We start from the raw sequence: 18,410 nt of genomic DNA, 5'->3' as shown, positions 1-18,410 counted from the left end.
CGTTCACCGAACCGGGAGTAATCGGGCACCTCGTGATTGAGTAGGCGCATGAACCCGAAGACGACCCCCGGCCCGTTCCGCGTCGGCCTGATCGGCTACGGCCTGGCCGGCTCCGCGTTCCACGCGCCGCTGATCGCCACCACCCCGGGGCTGCAGCTGGACGCCGTGGTCACCGCCAACCCGGACCGGCGCGCCCAGCTCGCGCGCGAGCACCCCGGCGCCCGCGCCGTGGACACGCCCGAGCAGCTGCTCGCCGACCCGGACGCGCTCGACCTGGTCGTCATCGCCTCGCCCAACCGCACCCACGCGCCGCTCGCCCGCGCCGCGCTGCGGGCCGGCCTGGCCACCGTGGTGGACAAGCCGCTGGCCGGCACCGCCGCCGAGGCACGGGAGCTGTGCCGGCTCGCCGAGGAGCGGGGCGTCCTGCTCTCCGTCTTCCACAACCGGCGCTGGGACGGCGACTTCCTCACCGCGACCCGGCTGGTGCGCGGCGGCGCGCTCGGCCGGGTGCACCGCTTCGAGTCCCGTTTCGAGCGCTTCCGCCCCAAGCCCAAGCCGGGCTGGCGGGAGCTGGCCGACCCGGCCGAGGTCGGCGGCACGCTGTACGACCTGGGCAGCCACCTGGTCGACCAGGCACTCACCCTGTTCGGACCGGTCGAGACGGTGTACGCGGAGATCGACGTGCGGCGCGACGGCGCGGTGGTGGACGACGACGCCTTCCTCGCCCTCACCCACACCTGCGGCACCCGTTCGCACCTGTGGACCAGCGCCGTCACCCCGCTGATCGGGCCCCGGCTGAGGGTCCTCGGCGACACCGCCGGCTACGTCAAGCCGGGCATGGACCCGCAGGAGGCCGACCTGCGGGCCGGCCTGCGCCCCGGCGGCACCCACCCCTGGGGCGCCGACCGGCCCGCGCAGTACGGCACCCTCGGCACCGACGAGTCCGCGATCTCGCTGCCCACCGACCCGGGCGACTACCCCGCCTTCTACACGGGCATCGCCGCCGCCCTGACCGACCCGGGCACCCCGCCCCCGGTCGACCCGCGCGACGCGGTGGCCGCCCTGGCCGTTCTGGAGGCCGCCCGCGCCTCCGCCGCGACCGGGACGGCGGTCCGCCCGGGCTGAGAAACGCCTCGCCGGAACCTGCCGCCCCCACGGACCCGCCTCCTACGATGAGCGGATGAGCAGTCAACGGGGGCGGCAGATCGGCGCCGACGAGCGTCGTGACCGCGAACGGGCGTGGTCCGCCGAACAGAAGAAGCGCGAGAGCGCGTGGACCGCGGAGTTCGAGGCGCGGCAGAAGGCGCAGCAGGCCGAGGCGCGCGAACACGAACTGGTCACCTCCATCGCCGCGAACCGGGCGGCCTGGGCGGAGGGCCGCCGGACCGGAGCCGACGCCCTCGGGTACATCGACGTCACCGGGCCCGACGCCGTGACCGTACGGATCGCGGTGGTGTGGCTCGGGCGGTTCAGGGCGACCCGGAAGCGGCTGAACGACTACAACCCGTTCCGGAACGTCGATCCGGGCAGCGGCGAAGGACTGATCGTCCTCGTTCCGTACGCCGTGCTCGTGGGCCTGGACTCCGGGCTCCGCTGGCTCGTCCTGCAACTGCTCGGCCGCCCGCTCTGGGCCGTCGCCGCCAAGGCGGGGAGCGACCGGGGCGAGCGCGGGGGCAACACCGTCCTGCTGCGCACCCGGGACCGGGCGGCGGCACTGCGGCACGCGGCCGCCCTGGCCGACCGGGTCGAGCAGGAGGGGGCCGCCGCCCTCACACCCCGATGACCTCCACCGCCGCGCCCAGCCCCCGGAAGTCCGCGACGTTGCGGGTGTACAGCGGCAGCCCGTGGGCCGAGGCGACCGCGGCGATCATCAGGTCTATCCGGCGCGGGCGCGGCTGCCGCCCGGCGGCGATGGTGAGGGTGACCAGCGTCCCGTAGCGGGCGGCGGCCGCCGCGTCGAAGGGCAGCGGGTCGAAGTCCGCCATCGCCGCGCCCAGCACCTCCAGCCGGGCCGCCCGGCTGGCCGGGTCCCGGGCCATCGACACGCCCTGCTGCAGCTCGGCGAAGGTGATCGCGGTCAGCTCCGGCACCGCCGGCAGGTCGGACGCGTTGAGCAGCGCCAGGTCGATGTAGACGCAGGTGTCCAGCACCCCGGCCGGCCGCCTCCGGGACGCCCTGCGGCGCTCAGCCACGCCGCCGCTCGAACGGGTCGTCTCCCTCGTCCCCGACCAGTTCCTCGGGCCCGAAGTACTCCTCGGCCTCCTTGCGCATCTGCTGGTAGTCCACCCGCGGCAGCTTCACGTGCCGCGCCACCAGCTCCTCCGCCGTGAGCCGCCGACGCCCGGACACCGGCCGCAGCTCGGCGACCTCGACCCCGTTCCTGGTGATGTGGAAGGTCTCGCCCGCCTCCACCGCGTCCATCACCGCGGCGGAGTTGTTCCGGAACTCCCGCTGGGTAATCGTCTTCACCCTTCCAAGGTAGCCCCGCGTAGCCCCTCCGGCTACACCCCGAACAACCCCCGCCCCTTCCCCCGAAACCCGCCCCCGCCCGCGCCCGATCGGCTAGGTTCGACCACCGATCATTCGCACAGAGGGGGGCTTCTGTCGTGTCCGGAACCAGCGAGAAGGACCTGAATCCCTGGCTCTACGGCCAGGACGCGCCACCACCACAGGATCCGGTCAGCCCGCCCCGCACGGCCGGGCCCTGGACGGGCGCCGCGGGCCCGTCCGTCCTGGTGCAGCCGGCCGTGCTCCAGCAGGCCGCCGGTGAATCGCGGCGGATGCGGGGTGAGCTGCAGTTCTCGGTCGGCCGCGTCGAACCCGACACCGCCGCGGCGGTCCAGGCCCTGGCCGGCGGATTCGCCACCGGACCCGCGCTGTCGCAGGCGCTCACCTGGTGGAAGGCCCGCTGGACCAGCCTCGACAACCGGCTCGGCCTGACCGCGGACCGCCTCGACGCCACCGCACGCGGCTACCGGGCGGCCGACGGCGCCGCCGCGGCCGGCTTCAAGGGGCCGTGAACCATGGTGACCTTCGCCCTGCTCCGCCACGCTTCCTTCGCCTCCCTCGACCATGCGGGCGGCACCTGGAACGGCGTCTCCGGCCACCTGGAGCACCTCGCCGGCCAGCTGCGGTCCGGTGTGCTCCATCCCCTCTCGGGAGGCGGCGGCCCGTACGCGCCCCCGGCCGCCGGGAGCCGGCCCTGGACCGGCGCGGCCGCCGATGAGGCCGTACGGGAGATCGGCTTCCTGGCCGACGAACTGCACGCCTTCCACTACGAGGCGCTGGCCGTCGCCGCCGCGCTGCACCGTGCCCGGAAGGCCTTCACCGAGGCCCAGCAGAAGCTGCTGCGAGCGATCGGCGATGCCGAGGGCCTGGGCGCCACCGTGGCCGACGACGGCACGGTCACCCTGCCCGACCTGCCGCCCGAGGAGCGAAACGACCCCGAGGCGATCGCCTACCGGAAGCGGAAGTGGGACGAACTGCAGCACCACGTCCAGGACATGACCGCGGCACTGACGGCGGCCACCGAGGCCGACAACGCCGTGGCCGCGGCCCTGCGCGCGCTCGACCCGGAGGAGGTCGACCCGGCGACGCATCCGGACGGGGCCGCCAACGCCCTGAGCGATCTGGAGACGGCCATGGGCATGCCCACCGATCCCGCGGCCCGGAAGGCCTGGTGGGCCGCGCTCGACCCCGCGCTACGGGCCGGGCTGCTCTCGGCCGATGCGGACAACCTGATCAAGGCAGGGGCCCTGGAGCCGACCGAGTACGAGTGGTCGTCGCCCGACAAGGGGGCCGGACCATGGGGAACCCGGGAACCGGGCGTGGCCGAACAGATGGTGCGGGTCGAAGTCGCGAGCATGGTCGGCGGCGGTGCGCTCGCCGGCTACCCCGATGCCGCCCGCAACATGGCGCACTATCTGGACGGCAACGGAAAGCCCCTGATTCTGGCCGTCGAGCCCATGCTTCGCGACGACGCCGGCTTCCGGGCGAGCGCGGATGCCCAGCTGGCCGCCAACAGGGACACATGGCGTCAGGCCGCAGTGGAGGCGTTCGAGAAGTCGGGGGGAGTGCCGGTCGCGATCCCCGTCGAGAGTCCGGTCGGCACCCGGAGGTTCGACGATCTCAACTGGTACCGCGCGATCGGAGGCCACCAGTACCTCACGTCCGGAGTGGTGACGGCCGTCCCAGGGCCGGACGGCAAGCCCCAGGTGTCACTGCAGTACCAGGTCAATGTCTGGGACCGCTACAACTGGGACGAGGGCAAGAGCACGCCGATCGCCGGAACCACCATCACGGACCACGACATGGCGACCTTGCACCAAACGGGACTGGCCCAGGAGTTCGACATCGTCGGCAGGACCAAGCCGATCACCGTCCGACTCGACGAACCCACCGCACCCGGGGGAAGGACGCCATGACACGGAAGCAATGGTGGGTGCTGCTGCTGGCGATCGTGGTGCCGCTGGTGCTGGCGGGAGCAGTCGTGGGAGGGCTCCACCGGCTGCGGGAGTGGGACCGGCATCCGGCGCCGGACAGCGGGCGGCCCGGGTCGTGGACGACGGTCACGTCGGAGTTCGTCGGGGAGTTCTCGCGCGTGCGGCCGCCCGCGTCGGCGGGCGAGGTCCGTTGGGCCTACCAGAAGGGGTTCCAGGACGACACCGCGTACCTCTCGTTCCGGCTGCCGCCGGGTGAGGAGGAGCGGTTCCTGGCCGGTCTCGGGGCGGCGGTGAAGCCGAGCGTCGGGAACCCGGTCGACAGCGGTGCGCTGGAAGGGTTCCGGCACGCGGGTGCACCGGATCCGGGGGCGGCGGGCCCCTTGAGGGAGGGTTCCTTCCTCGCCGAGCCGCTGCCGGGGCACAACAAGCGGCTCGCGGCGAGGCTGTGGCTGGCGTCGGAGGCGGACGGAGGCGCTCGGGTGTGGGTGTACTCGATGGACGCGCCATAGGGGATTTCCCCGATGGAGCGGGAACCCGGTGCGCCGTAGGATCGTCCTGCTGGTACGTCAGGGACCTGATGGGGCACCGGGAGGGGGAGCGCGCCGTGACCGTCGTCGCGATGCTGCTGGGCCTGCTCCGGGTGCTGACCGGGGAGTTGGTGGCCGACAGCGGGACGCTGGCGTCGGTGGCCGCCGTCGCGGCCGTGGCGCTGGTGGCCGGGGCGGTCGCCGGGGCGCTGGCCGGGGCGCGGCTGCTGGGGGCGCGGGCGCCGGCAGCGGTGCGCAGCGGGGTGCTGCGGCGTCGGGCGTTCGGTACGGCGTTCCTTCCGCAGCGTGATCCGGACGCCCGGGGCAGGCGACGCCCGAGGGCGCCGGGGGCGGCCCTGGCGGCCGCGTGAACCCCTTTCTTCCGTAGGCAGTTCTTCGCAGCCGTCCTCCGCCGTTCACTCATGTCCTGAGACCCCGGAGGGCTCGCTTCGTCATGTCCGTACTCGCCGTTCTCGACCCGGCCGTCGCCCTGGCGCACGCCGTCGTCGCCGCTGTCGCCCACCTGGTGCCGACCGCGCTCGCCATCGTCCTGTTCACCGTCGCCGTCCGGCTGGCGCTGCACCCGCTGGCGCGGGCGGCGGCGCGCGGGGAGAAGGCCCGGGCGCGGCTGGCGCCGAAGGTCGCCGCGCTGCAGAGGAAGCACAAGGACCGGCCGGAGCGGCTGCGGGAGGCGCTGGCCGAGATGTACCGCAAGGAGCAGGTGTCGCCGTTCGCGGGGTGTCTGCCGCTGCTGGTGCAGGTGCCGTTCTTCTCGGTGATGTACCGCCTGTTCACCACGCCGAACGATCTGCTGGACCACACCCTGTTCGGTGTGCCGCTGGGCCTGCACGTCACGGGTGCGCACGGCGCCGGGCAGTGGGCGGTGTTCGGGGTGCTGTTCGCCGGGCTGGCGGCGGTCGGCTTCGTCAACTTCCGCCGGGCCCGACGCGCGGCCGCGGCCGCGAAGGCGACGGCGCAGCCCGCCCCGCAGCCGGGGGCGGGACTGCTGCCGTACCTGTCGTTCGGGTCGGTGCTGTTCGCGGCGCTGGTGCCGGTGGCCGCCGTGCTGTACCTGCTGACGGCCGGTGTCTGGTCGGCCGCCGAGCGGGCCTGGCTGTACCGGGACGGCGCGCCGGTGCCGGCGGCCGCGCTGCTGGCCTGACGGGCGATCGCCCGACGACCCGACGAGCGACGACCCGACGGGCGATGACCCGACGGCCCGGTCGTCAGAAGTGGCGCAGCAGTTCGGGGAAGGTCCCGAGCTGCAGCGTCGCCTCGTCCGGGCCGAGTTCCGCGTGCTCCAGCACCCAGGTGTGCTCGTGCGGGATGAAGACGGTGCGCAGGCCCGCCCGGCGGGCGGGGGCGATGTCGGACTTGGGCGAGTTGCCGATCATCCAGGTCCGGCCGGGGTCGAGGCCGAGGTCGGCGGTGAGCTGCCGGTAGGTGTCGACCGACTTCTCGGCGACGATGTGGATGCCGCGGAAGTGGTGGTCGATGGTGGACTCGGTCACCTTGCGCTGCTGTTCGCCCTGGTCGCCCTTGGTGAGCAGCAGCAGGTGGTGGCGGTCGGCGAGGGCGGCCAGGGTGTCGGCGACACCGGGGATCAGTTCGACGTCGCGGCTGGTCAGCGGGGTGAGCAGGTCGTCGATCCGGGTCTGCTCGGCGGCCGTGGGGGTGCGGCTGTTGAGCTGCTCCAGGCAGTCGGCGAGGCTCTGCCGGAAGACGGTGGCGCCGTAGCCGAGGGTGGCGGAGTTGGCGGCCTCGATCCGGTTCAGCAGGGCCCTGGTGCGCTCCTGCTCGGCCGGGGTGGTGGTGACCCAGCCCAGGAAGCCGTCGATGACCCGCTCGAAGAGGACGTTGTTCTCCCAGAGCGTGTCGTCGGCGTCGAAGATCAGGGTCTGGTCGGTGTGCATCATCCGATGGTCTCCAGGGGAAGTCGGTCGGGCGGCAGGGAACGGCGGCGGGGAACGGCGGTGGGAAAGGACGGCAGGGAAGGGCCGCGGGAAAGGAGCGGCGGTGGAGCCCGGTCAGGCGGGCGGCAGCAGGCGGGCGGCGCGGTGGAGGGTCTCGCGGAGGTTCTCCTCGGTGGTCCGCCGCCCGGCCTCCTCGACGGTGAGCCACTCCAGCGGGGACGCCGGGTTCTCCGGCCGGGCCTGCTCCGGGGTGTCGGTGGCCAGCAGGAAGCGCAGGTCGGCGTGCTCGTGCGCGGGTTCGGCGGGCGAGGCGGGGACGGGCACCACGGCGAGGTGGACGAGGGCGGGGCCGGGCCAGGGGGTGAGGTCGGTCAGGCCGGTCTCCTCCAGGCCTTCGCGCAGGGCGATGTCCAGCGGCCGGGTCTCCCCCGGGTCGCCGTGGCCGCCGACGTGCAGCCAGGCCTGCTGGCGGACGTGCCAGCGCAGCAGGACGCGGCGGGTCGGCGGGTGGACGATCAGGGCGGAGGCGGTGAAGTGCAGCGGGAAGGTGCTTCTGTTCCAGGCGTCGGCGACGCCGAGGAGGCGGCGGGCCCGCTCGTGGTCGGCGGTCTCCACCGGGCCCTGCGGGCGGTGGTCGTCCAGCAGTCGGGCCTGGTCGGGGCTCTGTGACGGGCTGCCCGTGGTCACCATGGGTCTGCGCTCCTCGTTCCGTTCCGGGAGACCGTGCGGGCCGCGCGGACCGCGTCAACCGGCGTGCGGGAGCGGGAGGTCGGGGCGGGCGTTCGGCCCCGGGGCTTCGGGTTCCGGCGAACCCGCGCAGCCTAGCCCGGGGGCGCTCGGGCGGCCCACCGGTTTTCCCCGCCACCCGCACGGGGCCACCGACGCCCGCGCGGACCCGTACCCGGCCGGTCCGCACCCGGTCCGCACCCGGTCCGCGGACGTCCGCGGACGTCCGCGGCAGACGTTCCCCCGGAGGACACCTCCCGTACCGCCGGCGGCATACCGGCTGGTCCGGGCGTTTCCTCGGAGGCCGTAGCCTGTGGTGATCGTTTCGGGACAGGTGGAGGGATGTCGTCATGGTGGCTGCTCCGGCGCTCGCCGAGCTGCGCGAGGTGTGCCAGCCGCAGGCCAAGCTTCAGAGCCGCAACGGCGAGCACTGGGCGGGCCGGCTGTACATGCGGGCCGTCTCACTGCGGACCACCCGGCAGCTGGTGCGCACCTCGGTGTCGCCGAACACCCTCACCTGGGTGATGGTGGTGTGCGGGGTCGGCGGCGGCGCGGCCCTGCTGATCCCGGGCGTGACCGGCGCGGCGCTGGCCGTCGTGCTGTTCCAGCTGTTCCTGCTGTTCGACTGCGTGGACGGCGAAGTGGCGCGCTGGAAGCGCCAGTTCAGCATGGCCGGGGTGTACGTGGACCGGCTCGGCGCCTACCTGGCGGACGCCGCACTGATGATCGGCGCGGGCGTACGGGCGGCGCGCGGCGGCTCGGAGCTGTGGGTGTCGGCGGGGCTGGCGGCCGCGCTGGGCGTGGTGCTGCTCAAGGCGTCGACGGACCTGGTGGACGTGGCCCGGGCCCGCAGCGGGCAGCTTCCGGCCACCGAGGAGTCGACGCAGCCGCGCTCCCAGGGCATCGCGACGGCCCGCAAGGTCGCCTCGCTGTTCAAGATCCACCGGGTGACGAACGGCATCGAGGCCTCGCTGGTACTGCTGGCGGCGGCCGTGGTGGACGCCGGGCTCGGCAATCTGGACGCCACCCGGTGGACGCTCGCCGGCATCGCGGTGATCACCTGGGGCATGGTGGTCGCGCACCTGGCGTCGATCCTGTCCTCCTCGCGGCTGCGCTGAGCGGCCGGGGCGCACTCACGGCGGGTTGACGCGTCCCTCCCCCGCCCGGGGAGGGGCCGGCGCCGAGCCCGTCGCCGGGCGGACGCGGCGGGCCCGCCACTACCGCCGCCGCGTCGCCGCCGTGCCAGGTCGTGCCAGACTTCGCGGCGACCGGTCGGCCCGGACGGATCCCAGGAACCTCCCCCTCTTCGGAACCAGTCGGACTACATATGCAGTCCATCGACATATGCAGTCGTCCGACAGTCCGACAGAAGGGGGCACTCCCATGCCACCCCGCACGACGACCCGGCCGCACCCTCCCCGGCCCACCCAGGACCGGCCCGCCCAGGACCGGCCCGCCCCGGCCCTGCTCACCACCGCCCGCGCCGCCGCCGTCCGGACGGCCGCCACCCGGCCCGCCGCCGTGCTGCTCGCCGGCTACCTCGCCGAGCTGCTGTTCCGGCTCGTCCTCGTCCGGTCCATGAGCTTCCCGTCGGTCCACCCCGACGAGGACTCCTATCTCGCCCTGGCCCGGGTGCTGGCCGGCGGCTCGGCCACCGAGATCCCGGTCGGCGTGGTCGTCCCCGGCGGCTACCCCCTGCTGATATCCCCCGCCCTGCGCCTGGCCGACGACCCGGCGACCGCCTACCACCTGGTCATGGGCGTCAACGCCGCCGTCAACGCGCTGGTCTTCCCGCTCGCCTACGTCGCACTGCGCCGCCTCGGCCTGAACCGCCACCGCTCCTACGCCTTCGGCGCCGCGACCGCGCTGCTGCCGCCGGTGGTCTTCTACTCGCAGTTCGTGATGACCGACGCCGTACTGCCCGTCCTGGTGCTCGCCTGGCTGCTCTGCCTGCACGGCTGGCTGGCCGACGGCCCGCTGCGGCGGCGCGCCTGGCACGCCGTCGGGGCGGGGGCGTCGGCCGGTTGTGCGATGGCGGTGCACGACCGCGGCGGCGTGGTGGTCGCGCTCACCGCCGCCGTCCTCCTCGGCGTCCTGCTGCTGCGCCGGGCGCCCTGGCGCGCCACGGCGGCCGGGCTCGCGGCACTCGGCCTCGGCGTGCTCGGCGCCGAGTTGCTGTCGGCCTGGCTGCACGCGCAGTTCACCGTCCCGGACAGCGATGTCGGCGGCTCCCTCTGGAAGGGCCTGACCGATCCGGCGATCGCCGTACAGACCCTCGCGCGGGCCGCCGGCCAGGTCTGGTACTTCATCGCCTCCACCTGGGGGATCGGCGGACTCGCCGTCGTCGCCTGCCTGGGCGCGGTGTTCGACCGCCGCCCACCGCGGGCGCTGCGGATCACCGGCGGCGTGCTGGTGGCGCTGCTGTTCGGCACGGCCCTGGCCGCCTCCGCCGCCCTGCCGCTGGACGGCCGGGTCGACGACTGGGTGTACGCCCGTTACACCTCCTATCTCGTCCCGGCGGCCTTCGTGGCGGGCGTCGCGGTGCTCGCCGGGTACGGGCGCCGGGCACTGGTCCGGACGGCGGCGGTGGCGGCCGGGCTCGTCCTGCTGCTCGCCGGGGTCGTGGCGCTGGCGGCCGGCGAGCGGCTGCACACGTCGATGTTCATCCCCTGGACCCTGCCCGACGTCTCGTTCCTGGCCGCGGACTGGGGCCGGATCGACCTGCCCCGCACCTGCGCCGCCGTGGTGTTCGCGCTCGGCACGGTGGTGCTGGTCCGCAACAGCGGGGGGCGCCGGGTGCTCGGGGCGCTCGGCGTCTCGCTGGCGCTGTTCGCCGCCTTCGCGACCTCGACGATCACCGCGCAGGTCGCCCGGCCGCACGCGGTGGGGCGGGAAGGTCTGGCGACCGGCTTCACCCGTGCCTCCGGGATCACCGCGGACGACAACGTGGTGTTCGCCTGGGATGTCGACTGGTCGCTGCGCGCCACCCAGACCTTCGAGATCTACCGCGGTCGGGTCTGGTTCCGCGACCCCCGCTGGCAGCCCGTCCCGGCGGAGGCGAACGTCATGGTCCTCCCGCTGCCCGAGGCGGGGAGGCCGCCGGAGGCCTACTGGCCCGGGCACCCCGCCGACTGGTACGTCGAGCGGTTCGACGCCGGGCAGAACTGGGCTGTCTGGCACCGGCGTTGAGCGGGCGCCGGACACCCGGGACCGGGCAGGCGCCGAACACCCGACGCCGGACGCCCGGCGCCGGACGCCCCGGCCGCTAGCCCGCCGTACGGGCATGCGCGGCGAGCACGGTGTCGAGCAGGCCGGGGAAGCGCCGCTCCAGGTCGACGGCGCGCAGGGCGGAGAAGCGCCTGTTGGCCTCCTCGCGCTGGGCGATCAGGCCGGACTCGCGCAGCACCTTGAAGTGGTGGCTCAGGGTGGAGGGCGCGACGTCCACCGGGAAGGTGCCGCAGGCCCGCTCGGGCTCGGTGCGCAGAATGCGGACGATGGTCATCCGGGTGGGGTCGGAGAGCGCGTGCAGGACGTCGAAGAGGTCGATCTCCTCGGTCGCGGGGTGCGCGAGCGCCGGTCGGCGGCGGGTGCTGCGGGGCATGGGTCGACCTCTCCGATCTGCGATGTTCGACATCCATGGAAATGGCGTGGTACCACTGACCCGCACCAACTTCGTCGTTCGTCGAACATCGTAGTCGAGGGGGACCGACATGCGCGCACTGGTGATGACCGCACCCGGTGGAGCCGAGAACTCGCGGGTCCAGGAGATCGCGGCGCCGCACCCCGGACCGGGGCAGGTGGCGATCGACGTCGCCTACGCCGGACTGAACTTCGTGGACGTGATGACCCGCCGCGGGGACGCCGCGTACGCCGCCGACTGGCCGTACCGGCCCGGCAAGGAGGTCTCCGGCACGGTCCGCGCGCTCGGCGCCGGCGTCACCGGACTCGCGGTGGGCGACCGCGTGGTCGCCGCGCCGGTCGGCGCCGGCCTGGCCGAGGTGGTGGTCGCGGAGGCCGCGCTCACCGTGCCGCTCCCGGACGGGGTGGCGCTGCGCGAGGCCGCCGCCGTCCCGCTGGGCCTGGCCACCTCGGTGCTGCTGCTGACCGACGCGGGCCGCTTCACCGCCGGGGACACCGTCCTCGTCCACTCGGCGGGCGGCGGGATCGGCAACGCCGTCGCCCGGCTCGTCCCGCTGCTCGGCGGCGGCCGGCTGATCGGCACGGTCGGCCGGCCGGAGAAGGCCGCGGCGGCGATCGCCTCCGGCTACGACCACGCCCTCGCCCGTACCGACGAGGCGGCCGAGGCGATTCGCGCCACCACCGGCGGCCGGGGCGTCGACCTGGTGCTCGACCCGCTGGGCACCGCGGCGCTCGACCTCGACCTCGCCGTGGCGGCGCCCGGCGCGCGGATCGTGCTGTTCGGCAACGCGGGCGGCGGAACCGTCGCCGACCTGCCCCCGCTCGGCCGCCTGATGGCGGGCAACCTGACCGTCACCGGCTTCAGCCACCGCGGCCTGGCCGCCACCGCCCCCGAGCGGCTGGCCCGCGCCATCCGTCGGGCCCTCGACCTGCTCGCCGACGGGGGCCTCGAACTGCCGGTCACCGAACTGCCCGGCCTCGACGCCGTCCCGGCCGCCCACGACGCCATGCAGGACGGGCTGGCGACCGGCAAGTACGTGGTGCGCGTCGGCGGCTGAGCCCGGCCGCCCGGAGAATCCGCATGACGCTCCGTGCCCGGTCTGTTTGACTCACCGCCATGAGCACCTCGCACGTCCTTCCGGTCCTGCGCACCACCAACCGGTGGGTCGCCTACGACGCCGCCCAACGGCTGCTGGGCATCACCGTGCACCGGCACTCGACGGAGGCGAACGCGTACGCGGACGAGCTCACGGCGGCGGAGGCCCGGCGGCTGTTCGAGGCCTTTCCCGACCACGTGCACCCGGGCGGCCAGGAGCGGACCGTCGGGACCGACGAGCTCCGACGGCTGTTGGCGGCGGGCGATCCCCGGGTGGACGCACTGGCCCCGTTCGGGTTCCAACTGGACGAGCGGCCCGCCGGATCGATCGAGGACAGGTTCCTCGCCCTCCTCGGCTCCTCGCCCGCTTCGCTGTCCTGGGACGGCTTCGCCTGGCCGGCCGCCCCCGAACTCGGCCTGGACGTCCGCGCCAAGGACGCCGGTGTCCAGATCGCCCTCAGCAGCGACAACGTCGACTTCGACCGGCCCGCGGACGGCCACACCCTGTTCATCCACTTCCGCCAGGGCGACGTCGAGCGCGCCGAGTGGCTGGCCCGGCAGGTCGGGCTGGCACCCGTCGGGCCGGTGGAGCACGGCTGGTAGTCCCCGGGCACAGCCCCCGCCCGGGCGACGCTGGGCCGGGCCTGACCGGGATTCCGGTGATCGGCGCAACCGGCAGTGCGGGCAGGCACGTTGTGGCCTCACCGGTCGAAGGCGGCCACGCGGTACGGGCGTTGGTGCGCGGTGCCGCGGAGACCGTACTGCCCGCGGGGGTCGAGGCCGTCCAGGGCGACCTGGCGGAGCCCGAGAGCCTGGGGGAACGCGGCGTTCGTGGACGCCCGGCTGCGCGCCTGGGAGTCGTTCGCGCGGGAACCGGAGCGGGTGACCGGCACCGTGCGGGAGGTGCTCGGGCGTCCGCCGCGCGACGTCCGCGACCGGGCGCGGGATCACACGGCGGACTTCCGGTAGCCCGGCGGCCGCGTGCCGGGCCGCCGGGCGGGCCGTCGGGCCGTCGGGCCGTCGGGCCGCACCGTGGGACGTCAGTAGCGGACGGCCTTGACCACCACGGGCGTCAGCGGCTGGTCGGCCGGCTGCCTGCTGAAGGCGACGGGCTGGGCCTTGCCGTTCGCCGGGACGTTCTCGGCGCCGACGATCGAGCTGTCCACGGCCTTGCCGCTGGAGTCGGTGAAGTCGACCTGAACCGCGTAGGAGGCCGCGTTGGGCCCCGGGTTCTGGATCGTGACGACCACGGCGTGCAGGCCGCCGGTGCTCTGCCGGGGAAGGCCGGTGATGGTGACGTCGTTCAGCGCGTTGCCCCCGTCCGTCACCCCGCTGAGCACCGAGGCGGCCTTCTCCCGGGTCGCCGCCTGCTGCGCCGACACGGACGCCTGGAAGGAGGACGCCGCCGCGGAGAGGGAGGCGGCGGCCTCGGAGGCGGCCGCCGACGCCGAGACCGCCGCGGCCGACGCCGAGGCCAGCAGCGACTGCGCGGCGGAGGCGATGGCGGAGGGCGGCTCGCCGGAGAAGGCGCTGGCATTGGGCAGGGTGGCGGACGGCGAGCCGGCCGACGTGCCCGACGAGCTGCTGCTGCAGGCCACGAGCACGACGGCGCCGGACGCCGCCGCGATCAGCGCGATCGTGCGCTGCGGGGTCCAGCTGCGGCCAGGTCGCCGGTCGCCGCCCTGGGAGCGGCCGAGCGGCGGGCGCCCCGGCAGCGGACGGTGGCCGGGGCCGTGGCTGGGGGGACTGTGGAGTTCACGCACCGAGGATCCCTCTCCTGGTCGGTGTTCGGCGGCCGAGGGGCCCGTACGTCCCCATGCTTGGCAACATCGCGCTCCACAGCGACAGCTCCTGACCCGTCCGAGTGGGCGGGCCGCGCACGGGCGGTGCGTCGCGGCCCCGGACGGGTCGGGCGCGGCGGCCCGGACAGGTCGGGTGCGGCGGCCCCGGCACGAGGCACGGACCGGCCGGGCCGGTGCCGAGCAGCCCTGTCCGGACCTACGCGGCTCGCAGGGAGTCGAGCCAGCGCAGCAGGCGGTCCCCTTCGCGCGTCATGACCTCCGGGTCGCGCAGCGCGTTGGCGAGCAGGGACATGCCCTGGTAGCCGGCGACCAGGGTGAGGGCCAGGCCGTCCGGGTCGGGCAGCCCCAGCTCGCGGAACTGGCCCGCGACCCAGTCGAGCAGCCGCCGGATCATCGCGCCGGCCTCCGCGTCGAGGTCCCCGTCGGCGCGCTTGTCGAGCTCGACGGCCAGGGTGCCGGTCGGGCAGCCGTGCCGGGCGGCGTCGTCGCGCCGGCCGACCCAGGCCTCGACCAGCGCCTTGAGGCGGTCCAGCGGGTCGGGCGACCGCTCCAGCCGCTCGGTGAGTTCGTCCAGGTGTGCGCCGTGCTCGGAGAGCGCGGCGCGGACCAGCTCGTCCTTGGTCTTGAAGTAGTAGTAGACGTTCCCGACCGGGACGTCGGCCTCGCGCGCGATGTCGGCGAGGGTGGTCCGCTCGACGCCCTGCTCGTGCAGGACCTTGGCCGCGGCCGCGGTGAGCCGTCGGCGCTTCTGCGACGCCGCCGTGCGCCGGTTCACTGAGTCAGTCACCCGACTGACTATAGACAGCCGCCTGGGAAGGCGACTACGGTCTTTCTCAGTCAGCCAACTAACTCACTGGCTCGACCGCACATCTCAACTCCTGACATCTCACTCCTGGGGGCGGAAATGATCACAGTGACGGGCGCGACCGGCAACATCGGCCGGACGCTGGTGGAGCTGCTGGCCGAGGCGGGCGAGCAGGTGGTCGCCGTGTCCCGGCAGCCCCAGCCCGCCCACCCGGCGGCCGGGGTCCGCTGGGCCCGGGGCGGCCTCGGCGACGCCGCCGGCCTGCGCCCGGCCCTCGAAGGGTCCCGCGCGCTGTTCGTCCTGCTGGGCGGCGAGCTCAACAGCCACGGCGAGCGCCCGGAAACCCTGCTGAGGACGGTCGCGGCCGCCGGGGTGGAGCGGATCGTCCTGGTCTCCTCGCAGGTGGGCGCCACCCGGCCGGACGCACCCTCGCACGCGCGGCTGCGGGAGTTCGAGGCCGCCGTGCGCGCCTCCGGACGGGACTTCACCGTCCTGCGCCCCGGCGGCTTCGCCTCCAACGCCTTCGCCTGGGCCGGGACGGTCCGGGCGGAGCGGACGGTCTTCGCGCCGTTCGGCGAGGTGGCGCTGCCCGTGGTCGACCCGGCGGACATCGCGGCGGTCGCCGCCGCCGTACTGCGCGAGGACGGGCACGGCGGCCGCACCTACGAACTGACCGGACCGGAGGCGATCGGACCGCGTCGGCAGGCCGAGGTCATCGCCGAGGCCCTGGGCGAGGAGGTGGCCTTCGTGGAGCTGTCCCGGGAGCAGGCCCACGCCCACCTGGCGCGGTTCATGCCGGAGCAGGTGATCGCCGGGACGCTGGACGTCCTCGGCCTCCCGCTCCCCGCCGAGCAGGCGGTCAGCCCCGACGTGGCGGCCGTGCTGCACCGCCCGGCCGCGCCCTTCCGGGCCTGGGTCGAGCGCAACCTGCCGGCCTTCCGGTAGCGCCCGCGCGGCCCGCCCCGGGCGCGCGAGCACAGCGCGCCCGGGGCGGCCCGCAGGCAGGCGGGCCCAGGCAGGCGGGCCCGCCCGTGCGGGCAACGGGCATGCCCCACCCGGCCGGGCCTCAGGCCGTGGCCGGCTTGGCCGCCTCGGCGTCCCCCGCCTCCGGGGCGGGAACGGCGCGCAGCTGGGGAGCGGGCGGCGCGGGGATGACGGCGGCGACGGCGGCCGCGATCAGCGCGACGCCGCAGCCGATCACCAGGCCGACCCGGAAGCCGCCCTCCGAGGGCAGGGCGTGCCCGCCCAGGTCGACGGTCATCTGCGACAGCACCACACCCATCACGGCGGCGGACACCGAGGTGCCCAGCGAGCGCATCAGGGTGTTGAAGCTGTTCGCCGAGGCCGTCGCGGACAGCGGCACCGCGCTCATGATCAGTGCGGGCATCGCACCGTAGGCCAGGCCGACACCGCTGTTGCAGACGATCGTCACGATCAGCACGCCCCAGGTGGAGCCCATCAGCGGCAGCGCCAGCCCGTAGCCGACGGCGATCGTCAGCGCCCCGGCGGCCAGGGTGAACTTCGGTCCGCGCGCGGCGGACAGCTTGCCGCCGAACGGGGAGACGACCATCATCATCAGCCCGCCGGGCGCCATCCACAGGCCCATCGCCAGCATCGACTGCCCCAGCCCGTAGCCGGTGAGCTTCGGCAGCATGAGCAGCTGCGGCACGATCAGCGCCTGGGCGTACATGCCGAAGCCGACCAGGACGGAGGCGGCGTTGGTCAGCAGCACCCGCGGCCGCGCGGTGACCCGCAGGTCCACCAGCGGCTCGGGGACGCGCAGCTCCCAGCGGGCCCAGAGCATCAGGATCGCGGCGGAGGCGGTGAACAGGCCGAGGGTGCGGGTGCTGCCCCAGCCCCAGTCCCCGCCCTTGGAGACGGGCAGCAGCAGGCAGACCAGGCCGACGCTGAGGCCGATCGCGCCGACGAAGTCGAAGCGGCCGCCGGCGGGGCGGCCGTCCGCGGCGGGGGCCGGGATGACGGTCCAGAGCATGCCGATGATGCCGACGGTCAGCACGGCGGTGCCCCAGAACAGCACGCGCCAGCTGGCGTAGTCGGCGACGCCGGCCGCGATCGGCAGGCCGAGGCCGCCGCCGATGCCCATGGAGGCGCTGACCAGGGCGATCGCCGAGCCGAGCCGCTCGGGCGGCAGGACGTCGCGCAGCAGGCTGATGCCGATCGGCACCAGGCCCATGCCCATGCCCTGCAGCGCCCGGCCGGCGATCATCGGCACCACGGAGTCGGCCACCGCGCACAGGACCGAGCCGAGCAGCAGCGGGACGCAGGAGGCGATGAGCATCGTCCGCTTGCCGAGCAGGTCACCGAGGCGGCCGCTGATCGGGACGAAGACGGCGGCGGAGAGCAGGGTCGCGGTGATGACCCAGGAGGCGTTGGACGCGCTGGTGTGCAGGAGTTGCGGGAGCTCGCTGATCAGTGGGGTGACCAGGGTCTGCATGATCGCGGCGACGGTGCCGGTGAAGGCGAGCACCGCCACGATCGGACCGGTGCGGGGGGTGGGGGCGGGGCCGTTGATGACGGGCCTCCTCGGGCAGTCGAAGAGCAGGAGTGTGCAGAAAACACACAATGTGCATGGAACACAGAATGGTCAGCTTACACATGATGTGCATCATGCACATCATGTGGGCCGCGCATACCTCTGGCATACTGAAAGGTGATCCACGGAGAACCCGCAGGTCGAAGCGGTGATGAAGGGACTTCGACATGACCAGCCCCACGCACGAGGTCGCCCTCGAATTCCTGGTGTTCGCCCGGCACCGCGACCTGAGCCAGGTCAACGCCCGCCCCGAGGGCAGCCAGCTCGAACGCAGTTCCTACATCCTGCTCAGCCGGGTCGACGCCGAGGGGCCCATGTCCATCGGGCAGTTGAGCGACGCCTTCGCCCTGGACGTCTCCACCCTCAACCGGCAGACCGCGGCCCTGAAGAGCGCGGGACTGCTCGAACGCATCCCGGACCCGGACGGCGGCATCGCCCGCAAGTTCCGCCTCACCGAGGAGGGCCGGAACCGGCTGGAAGCGGAACGCGAGGCCCACGTACGGGCGCTGAACCTCGTGATGACGGACTGGCCGGAGGAGGACATAGCCTCCTTCGCCGGCTTCCTGCGCCGCTTCAACACCGGCATCGAGCGGCTCGACGGGCGCCCCTGGCCCCGGAGTTGAGACGCCGGGGTCGCCCCTCCCGTGTCAGTGGAAGGTCGTAGCCTGCGACCGGTTCCACGCGTCACGGGGAGAGGATGGCAACACTCGACGAACTGACGGCGCTGCTGGGCAAGCCGTGCTTCAACTGGTCCGACCCCTGGCCCAGAACGCCGAAGGGCCGCGGGGGGGGGGGGGGCCGCCCCCCCCCCCCCCCGGGGGGGGGGGGGCCCCCCCCGGGGGGGGGGGGGGCGGGGGGCGGGGGGGGGGGGGGGGGGGCGCCGGGGGGGGGGCGGGGGGGGGCGCC

General features: G+C 74.5%; 22 protein-coding genes and 1 pseudogene. 14 read left to right on the top strand and 9 right to left on the bottom strand.

Annotation, left to right across the window (positions count from 1 at the left end; translation table 11 throughout):
* Positions 1-48: 48 nt before the first annotated feature.
* Positions 49-1,125, top strand: coding sequence for a Gfo/Idh/MocA family oxidoreductase (locus tag ACFVUY_RS25465; protein WP_387733524.1), 1,077 nt, complete (start codon positions 49-51; stop codon positions 1,123-1,125).
* A 55-nt stretch (positions 1,126-1,180) separates the two neighbouring features.
* Positions 1,181-1,783, top strand: a complete 603-nt coding sequence (locus tag ACFVUY_RS25460) for a hypothetical protein (protein WP_387733521.1) — start codon at positions 1,181-1,183, stop codon at positions 1,781-1,783.
* Here ACFVUY_RS25460 and ACFVUY_RS25455 read toward each other — a convergent pair.
* On the bottom strand, positions 1,770-2,150 hold the full coding sequence (locus ACFVUY_RS25455; RefSeq protein ID WP_387733518.1) for a type II toxin-antitoxin system VapC family toxin: 381 nt from the start codon (positions 2,148-2,150) through the stop codon (positions 1,770-1,772). The genes ACFVUY_RS25460 and ACFVUY_RS25455 overlap by 14 nt on opposite strands.
* Positions 2,151-2,184: 34 nt before the next feature.
* Positions 2,185-2,469, bottom strand: coding sequence for a type II toxin-antitoxin system Phd/YefM family antitoxin (locus ACFVUY_RS25450; RefSeq protein WP_063349249.1), 285 nt, complete (start codon positions 2,467-2,469; stop codon positions 2,185-2,187).
* 137 nt (positions 2,470-2,606) lie between these two features.
* Here ACFVUY_RS25450 and ACFVUY_RS25445 point away from each other — a divergent pair, with 137 nt between their 5' ends.
* From ACFVUY_RS25445 to ACFVUY_RS25425, 5 genes are all read left to right on the top strand, one after another.
* Complete coding sequence (locus tag ACFVUY_RS25445) at positions 2,607-3,020, top strand: hypothetical protein (RefSeq protein WP_387733515.1); 414 nt, start codon at positions 2,607-2,609, stop codon at positions 3,018-3,020.
* Between the two features lie 3 nt (positions 3,021-3,023).
* Positions 3,024-4,424, top strand: a complete 1,401-nt coding sequence (locus tag ACFVUY_RS25440) for a hypothetical protein (protein WP_387691743.1) — start codon at positions 3,024-3,026, stop codon at positions 4,422-4,424.
* Positions 4,421-4,951 carry a hypothetical protein gene (locus ACFVUY_RS25435; RefSeq protein WP_387733512.1) on the top strand — a complete coding sequence of 177 codons (531 nt, stop codon included), beginning with the start codon at positions 4,421-4,423 and terminating at the stop codon, positions 4,949-4,951. Before ACFVUY_RS25440 ends, ACFVUY_RS25435 begins: the two co-directional genes overlap by 4 nt.
* Positions 4,952-5,046: 95 nt before the next feature.
* A complete protein-coding gene (locus tag ACFVUY_RS25430) occupies positions 5,047-5,340 on the top strand; it encodes a DUF6412 domain-containing protein (RefSeq protein ID WP_380538978.1) in 294 nt (97 codons plus the stop codon).
* Positions 5,341-5,423: 83 nt separating this feature from the next.
* A complete protein-coding gene (locus ACFVUY_RS25425; RefSeq protein ID WP_387691739.1) occupies positions 5,424-6,131 on the top strand; it encodes a YidC/Oxa1 family membrane protein insertase in 708 nt (235 codons plus the stop codon).
* A gap of 64 nt (positions 6,132-6,195) precedes the next feature.
* Here the strand turns inward: ACFVUY_RS25425 and ACFVUY_RS25420 are convergent, their stop codons facing one another.
* The gene (locus ACFVUY_RS25420) at positions 6,196-6,885 is read right to left on the bottom strand and encodes an HAD family hydrolase (RefSeq protein WP_387691737.1); all 690 of its coding nucleotides are present in this window, start codon (positions 6,883-6,885) and stop codon (positions 6,196-6,198) included.
* Positions 6,886-6,996: 111 nt separating this feature from the next.
* Positions 6,997-7,572 (bottom strand): NUDIX hydrolase, encoded by a 576-nt coding sequence (locus tag ACFVUY_RS25415; protein ID WP_387733509.1) that lies wholly within the window; start codon positions 7,570-7,572, stop codon positions 6,997-6,999.
* A gap of 386 nt (positions 7,573-7,958) precedes the next feature.
* Here ACFVUY_RS25415 and ACFVUY_RS25410 point away from each other — a divergent pair, with 386 nt between their 5' ends.
* Positions 7,959-8,726, top strand: coding sequence for a CDP-alcohol phosphatidyltransferase family protein (locus ACFVUY_RS25410; protein WP_387691733.1), 768 nt, complete (start codon positions 7,959-7,961; stop codon positions 8,724-8,726).
* 265 nt (positions 8,727-8,991) lie between these two features.
* Positions 8,992-10,797 (top strand): hypothetical protein, encoded by a 1,806-nt coding sequence (locus ACFVUY_RS25405; RefSeq protein WP_387733506.1) that lies wholly within the window; start codon positions 8,992-8,994, stop codon positions 10,795-10,797.
* 76 nt (positions 10,798-10,873) lie between these two features.
* On the opposite strand, the gene ACFVUY_RS25400 is transcribed toward ACFVUY_RS25405, so the two are convergent.
* On the bottom strand, positions 10,874-11,209 hold the full coding sequence (locus ACFVUY_RS25400) for an ArsR/SmtB family transcription factor (protein ID WP_387691728.1): 336 nt from the start codon (positions 11,207-11,209) through the stop codon (positions 10,874-10,876).
* A gap of 109 nt (positions 11,210-11,318) precedes the next feature.
* Between ACFVUY_RS25400 and ACFVUY_RS25395 the strand changes: the two genes are divergently transcribed.
* The 3 genes and pseudogenes from ACFVUY_RS25395 to ACFVUY_RS25385 form a co-directional block, all read left to right on the top strand.
* On the top strand, positions 11,319-12,305 hold the full coding sequence (locus ACFVUY_RS25395; protein WP_387733504.1) for a zinc-binding alcohol dehydrogenase family protein: 987 nt from the start codon (positions 11,319-11,321) through the stop codon (positions 12,303-12,305).
* Between the two features lie 59 nt (positions 12,306-12,364).
* Positions 12,365-12,946 (top strand): hypothetical protein, encoded by a 582-nt coding sequence (locus tag ACFVUY_RS25390; protein ID WP_387733501.1) that lies wholly within the window; start codon positions 12,365-12,367, stop codon positions 12,944-12,946.
* Positions 12,889-13,101, top strand: a pseudogene (locus ACFVUY_RS25385) (NmrA family NAD(P)-binding protein); the annotation flags it as partial. The gene ACFVUY_RS25390 and the pseudogene ACFVUY_RS25385, both read left to right, overlap by 58 nt.
* Here ACFVUY_RS25385 and ACFVUY_RS25380 read toward each other — a convergent pair.
* The 3 genes from ACFVUY_RS25380 to ACFVUY_RS25370 all read right to left on the bottom strand — a co-directional run bounded on the left by ACFVUY_RS25380 (position 13,045) and on the right by ACFVUY_RS25370 (position 14,932).
* Positions 13,045-13,236: a hypothetical protein gene (locus ACFVUY_RS25380; protein WP_387733499.1), complete on the bottom strand. Its 192-nt coding sequence runs from the start codon at positions 13,234-13,236 to the stop codon at positions 13,045-13,047. The pseudogene ACFVUY_RS25385 and the gene ACFVUY_RS25380 sit on opposite strands and share 57 nt — an antisense overlap.
* A gap of 147 nt (positions 13,237-13,383) precedes the next feature.
* Positions 13,384-14,106 carry a hypothetical protein gene (locus ACFVUY_RS25375; protein ID WP_359901929.1) on the bottom strand — a complete coding sequence of 241 codons (723 nt, stop codon included), beginning with the start codon at positions 14,104-14,106 and terminating at the stop codon, positions 13,384-13,386.
* 235 nt (positions 14,107-14,341) lie between these two features.
* A complete protein-coding gene (locus tag ACFVUY_RS25370; RefSeq protein WP_387733497.1) occupies positions 14,342-14,932 on the bottom strand; it encodes a TetR/AcrR family transcriptional regulator in 591 nt (196 codons plus the stop codon).
* A gap of 117 nt (positions 14,933-15,049) precedes the next feature.
* Between ACFVUY_RS25370 and ACFVUY_RS25365 the strand changes: the two genes are divergently transcribed.
* The gene (locus ACFVUY_RS25365) at positions 15,050-15,895 is read left to right on the top strand and encodes an SDR family oxidoreductase (RefSeq protein ID WP_387733495.1); all 846 of its coding nucleotides are present in this window, start codon (positions 15,050-15,052) and stop codon (positions 15,893-15,895) included.
* Between the two features lie 121 nt (positions 15,896-16,016).
* Here ACFVUY_RS25365 and ACFVUY_RS25360 read toward each other — a convergent pair whose 3' ends face one another.
* The gene (locus ACFVUY_RS25360; protein WP_387691881.1) at positions 16,017-17,483 is read right to left on the bottom strand and encodes an MFS transporter; all 1,467 of its coding nucleotides are present in this window, start codon (positions 17,481-17,483) and stop codon (positions 16,017-16,019) included.
* A 188-nt stretch (positions 17,484-17,671) separates the two neighbouring features.
* Here ACFVUY_RS25360 and ACFVUY_RS25355 point away from each other — a divergent pair, with 188 nt between their 5' ends.
* Complete coding sequence (locus tag ACFVUY_RS25355) at positions 17,672-18,127, top strand: MarR family winged helix-turn-helix transcriptional regulator (RefSeq protein WP_387691717.1); 456 nt, start codon at positions 17,672-17,674, stop codon at positions 18,125-18,127.
* Positions 18,128-18,410: the final 283 nt, after the last annotated feature.

The sequence above is a fragment of the Kitasatospora sp. NPDC058063 genome, assembly GCF_042885395.1.
In the GTDB taxonomy this organism is placed as follows: domain Bacteria; phylum Actinomycetota; class Actinomycetes; order Streptomycetales; family Streptomycetaceae; genus Kitasatospora; species Kitasatospora lactacystinica.
This window is presented reverse-complemented; position numbering and strand designations above follow the sequence as displayed.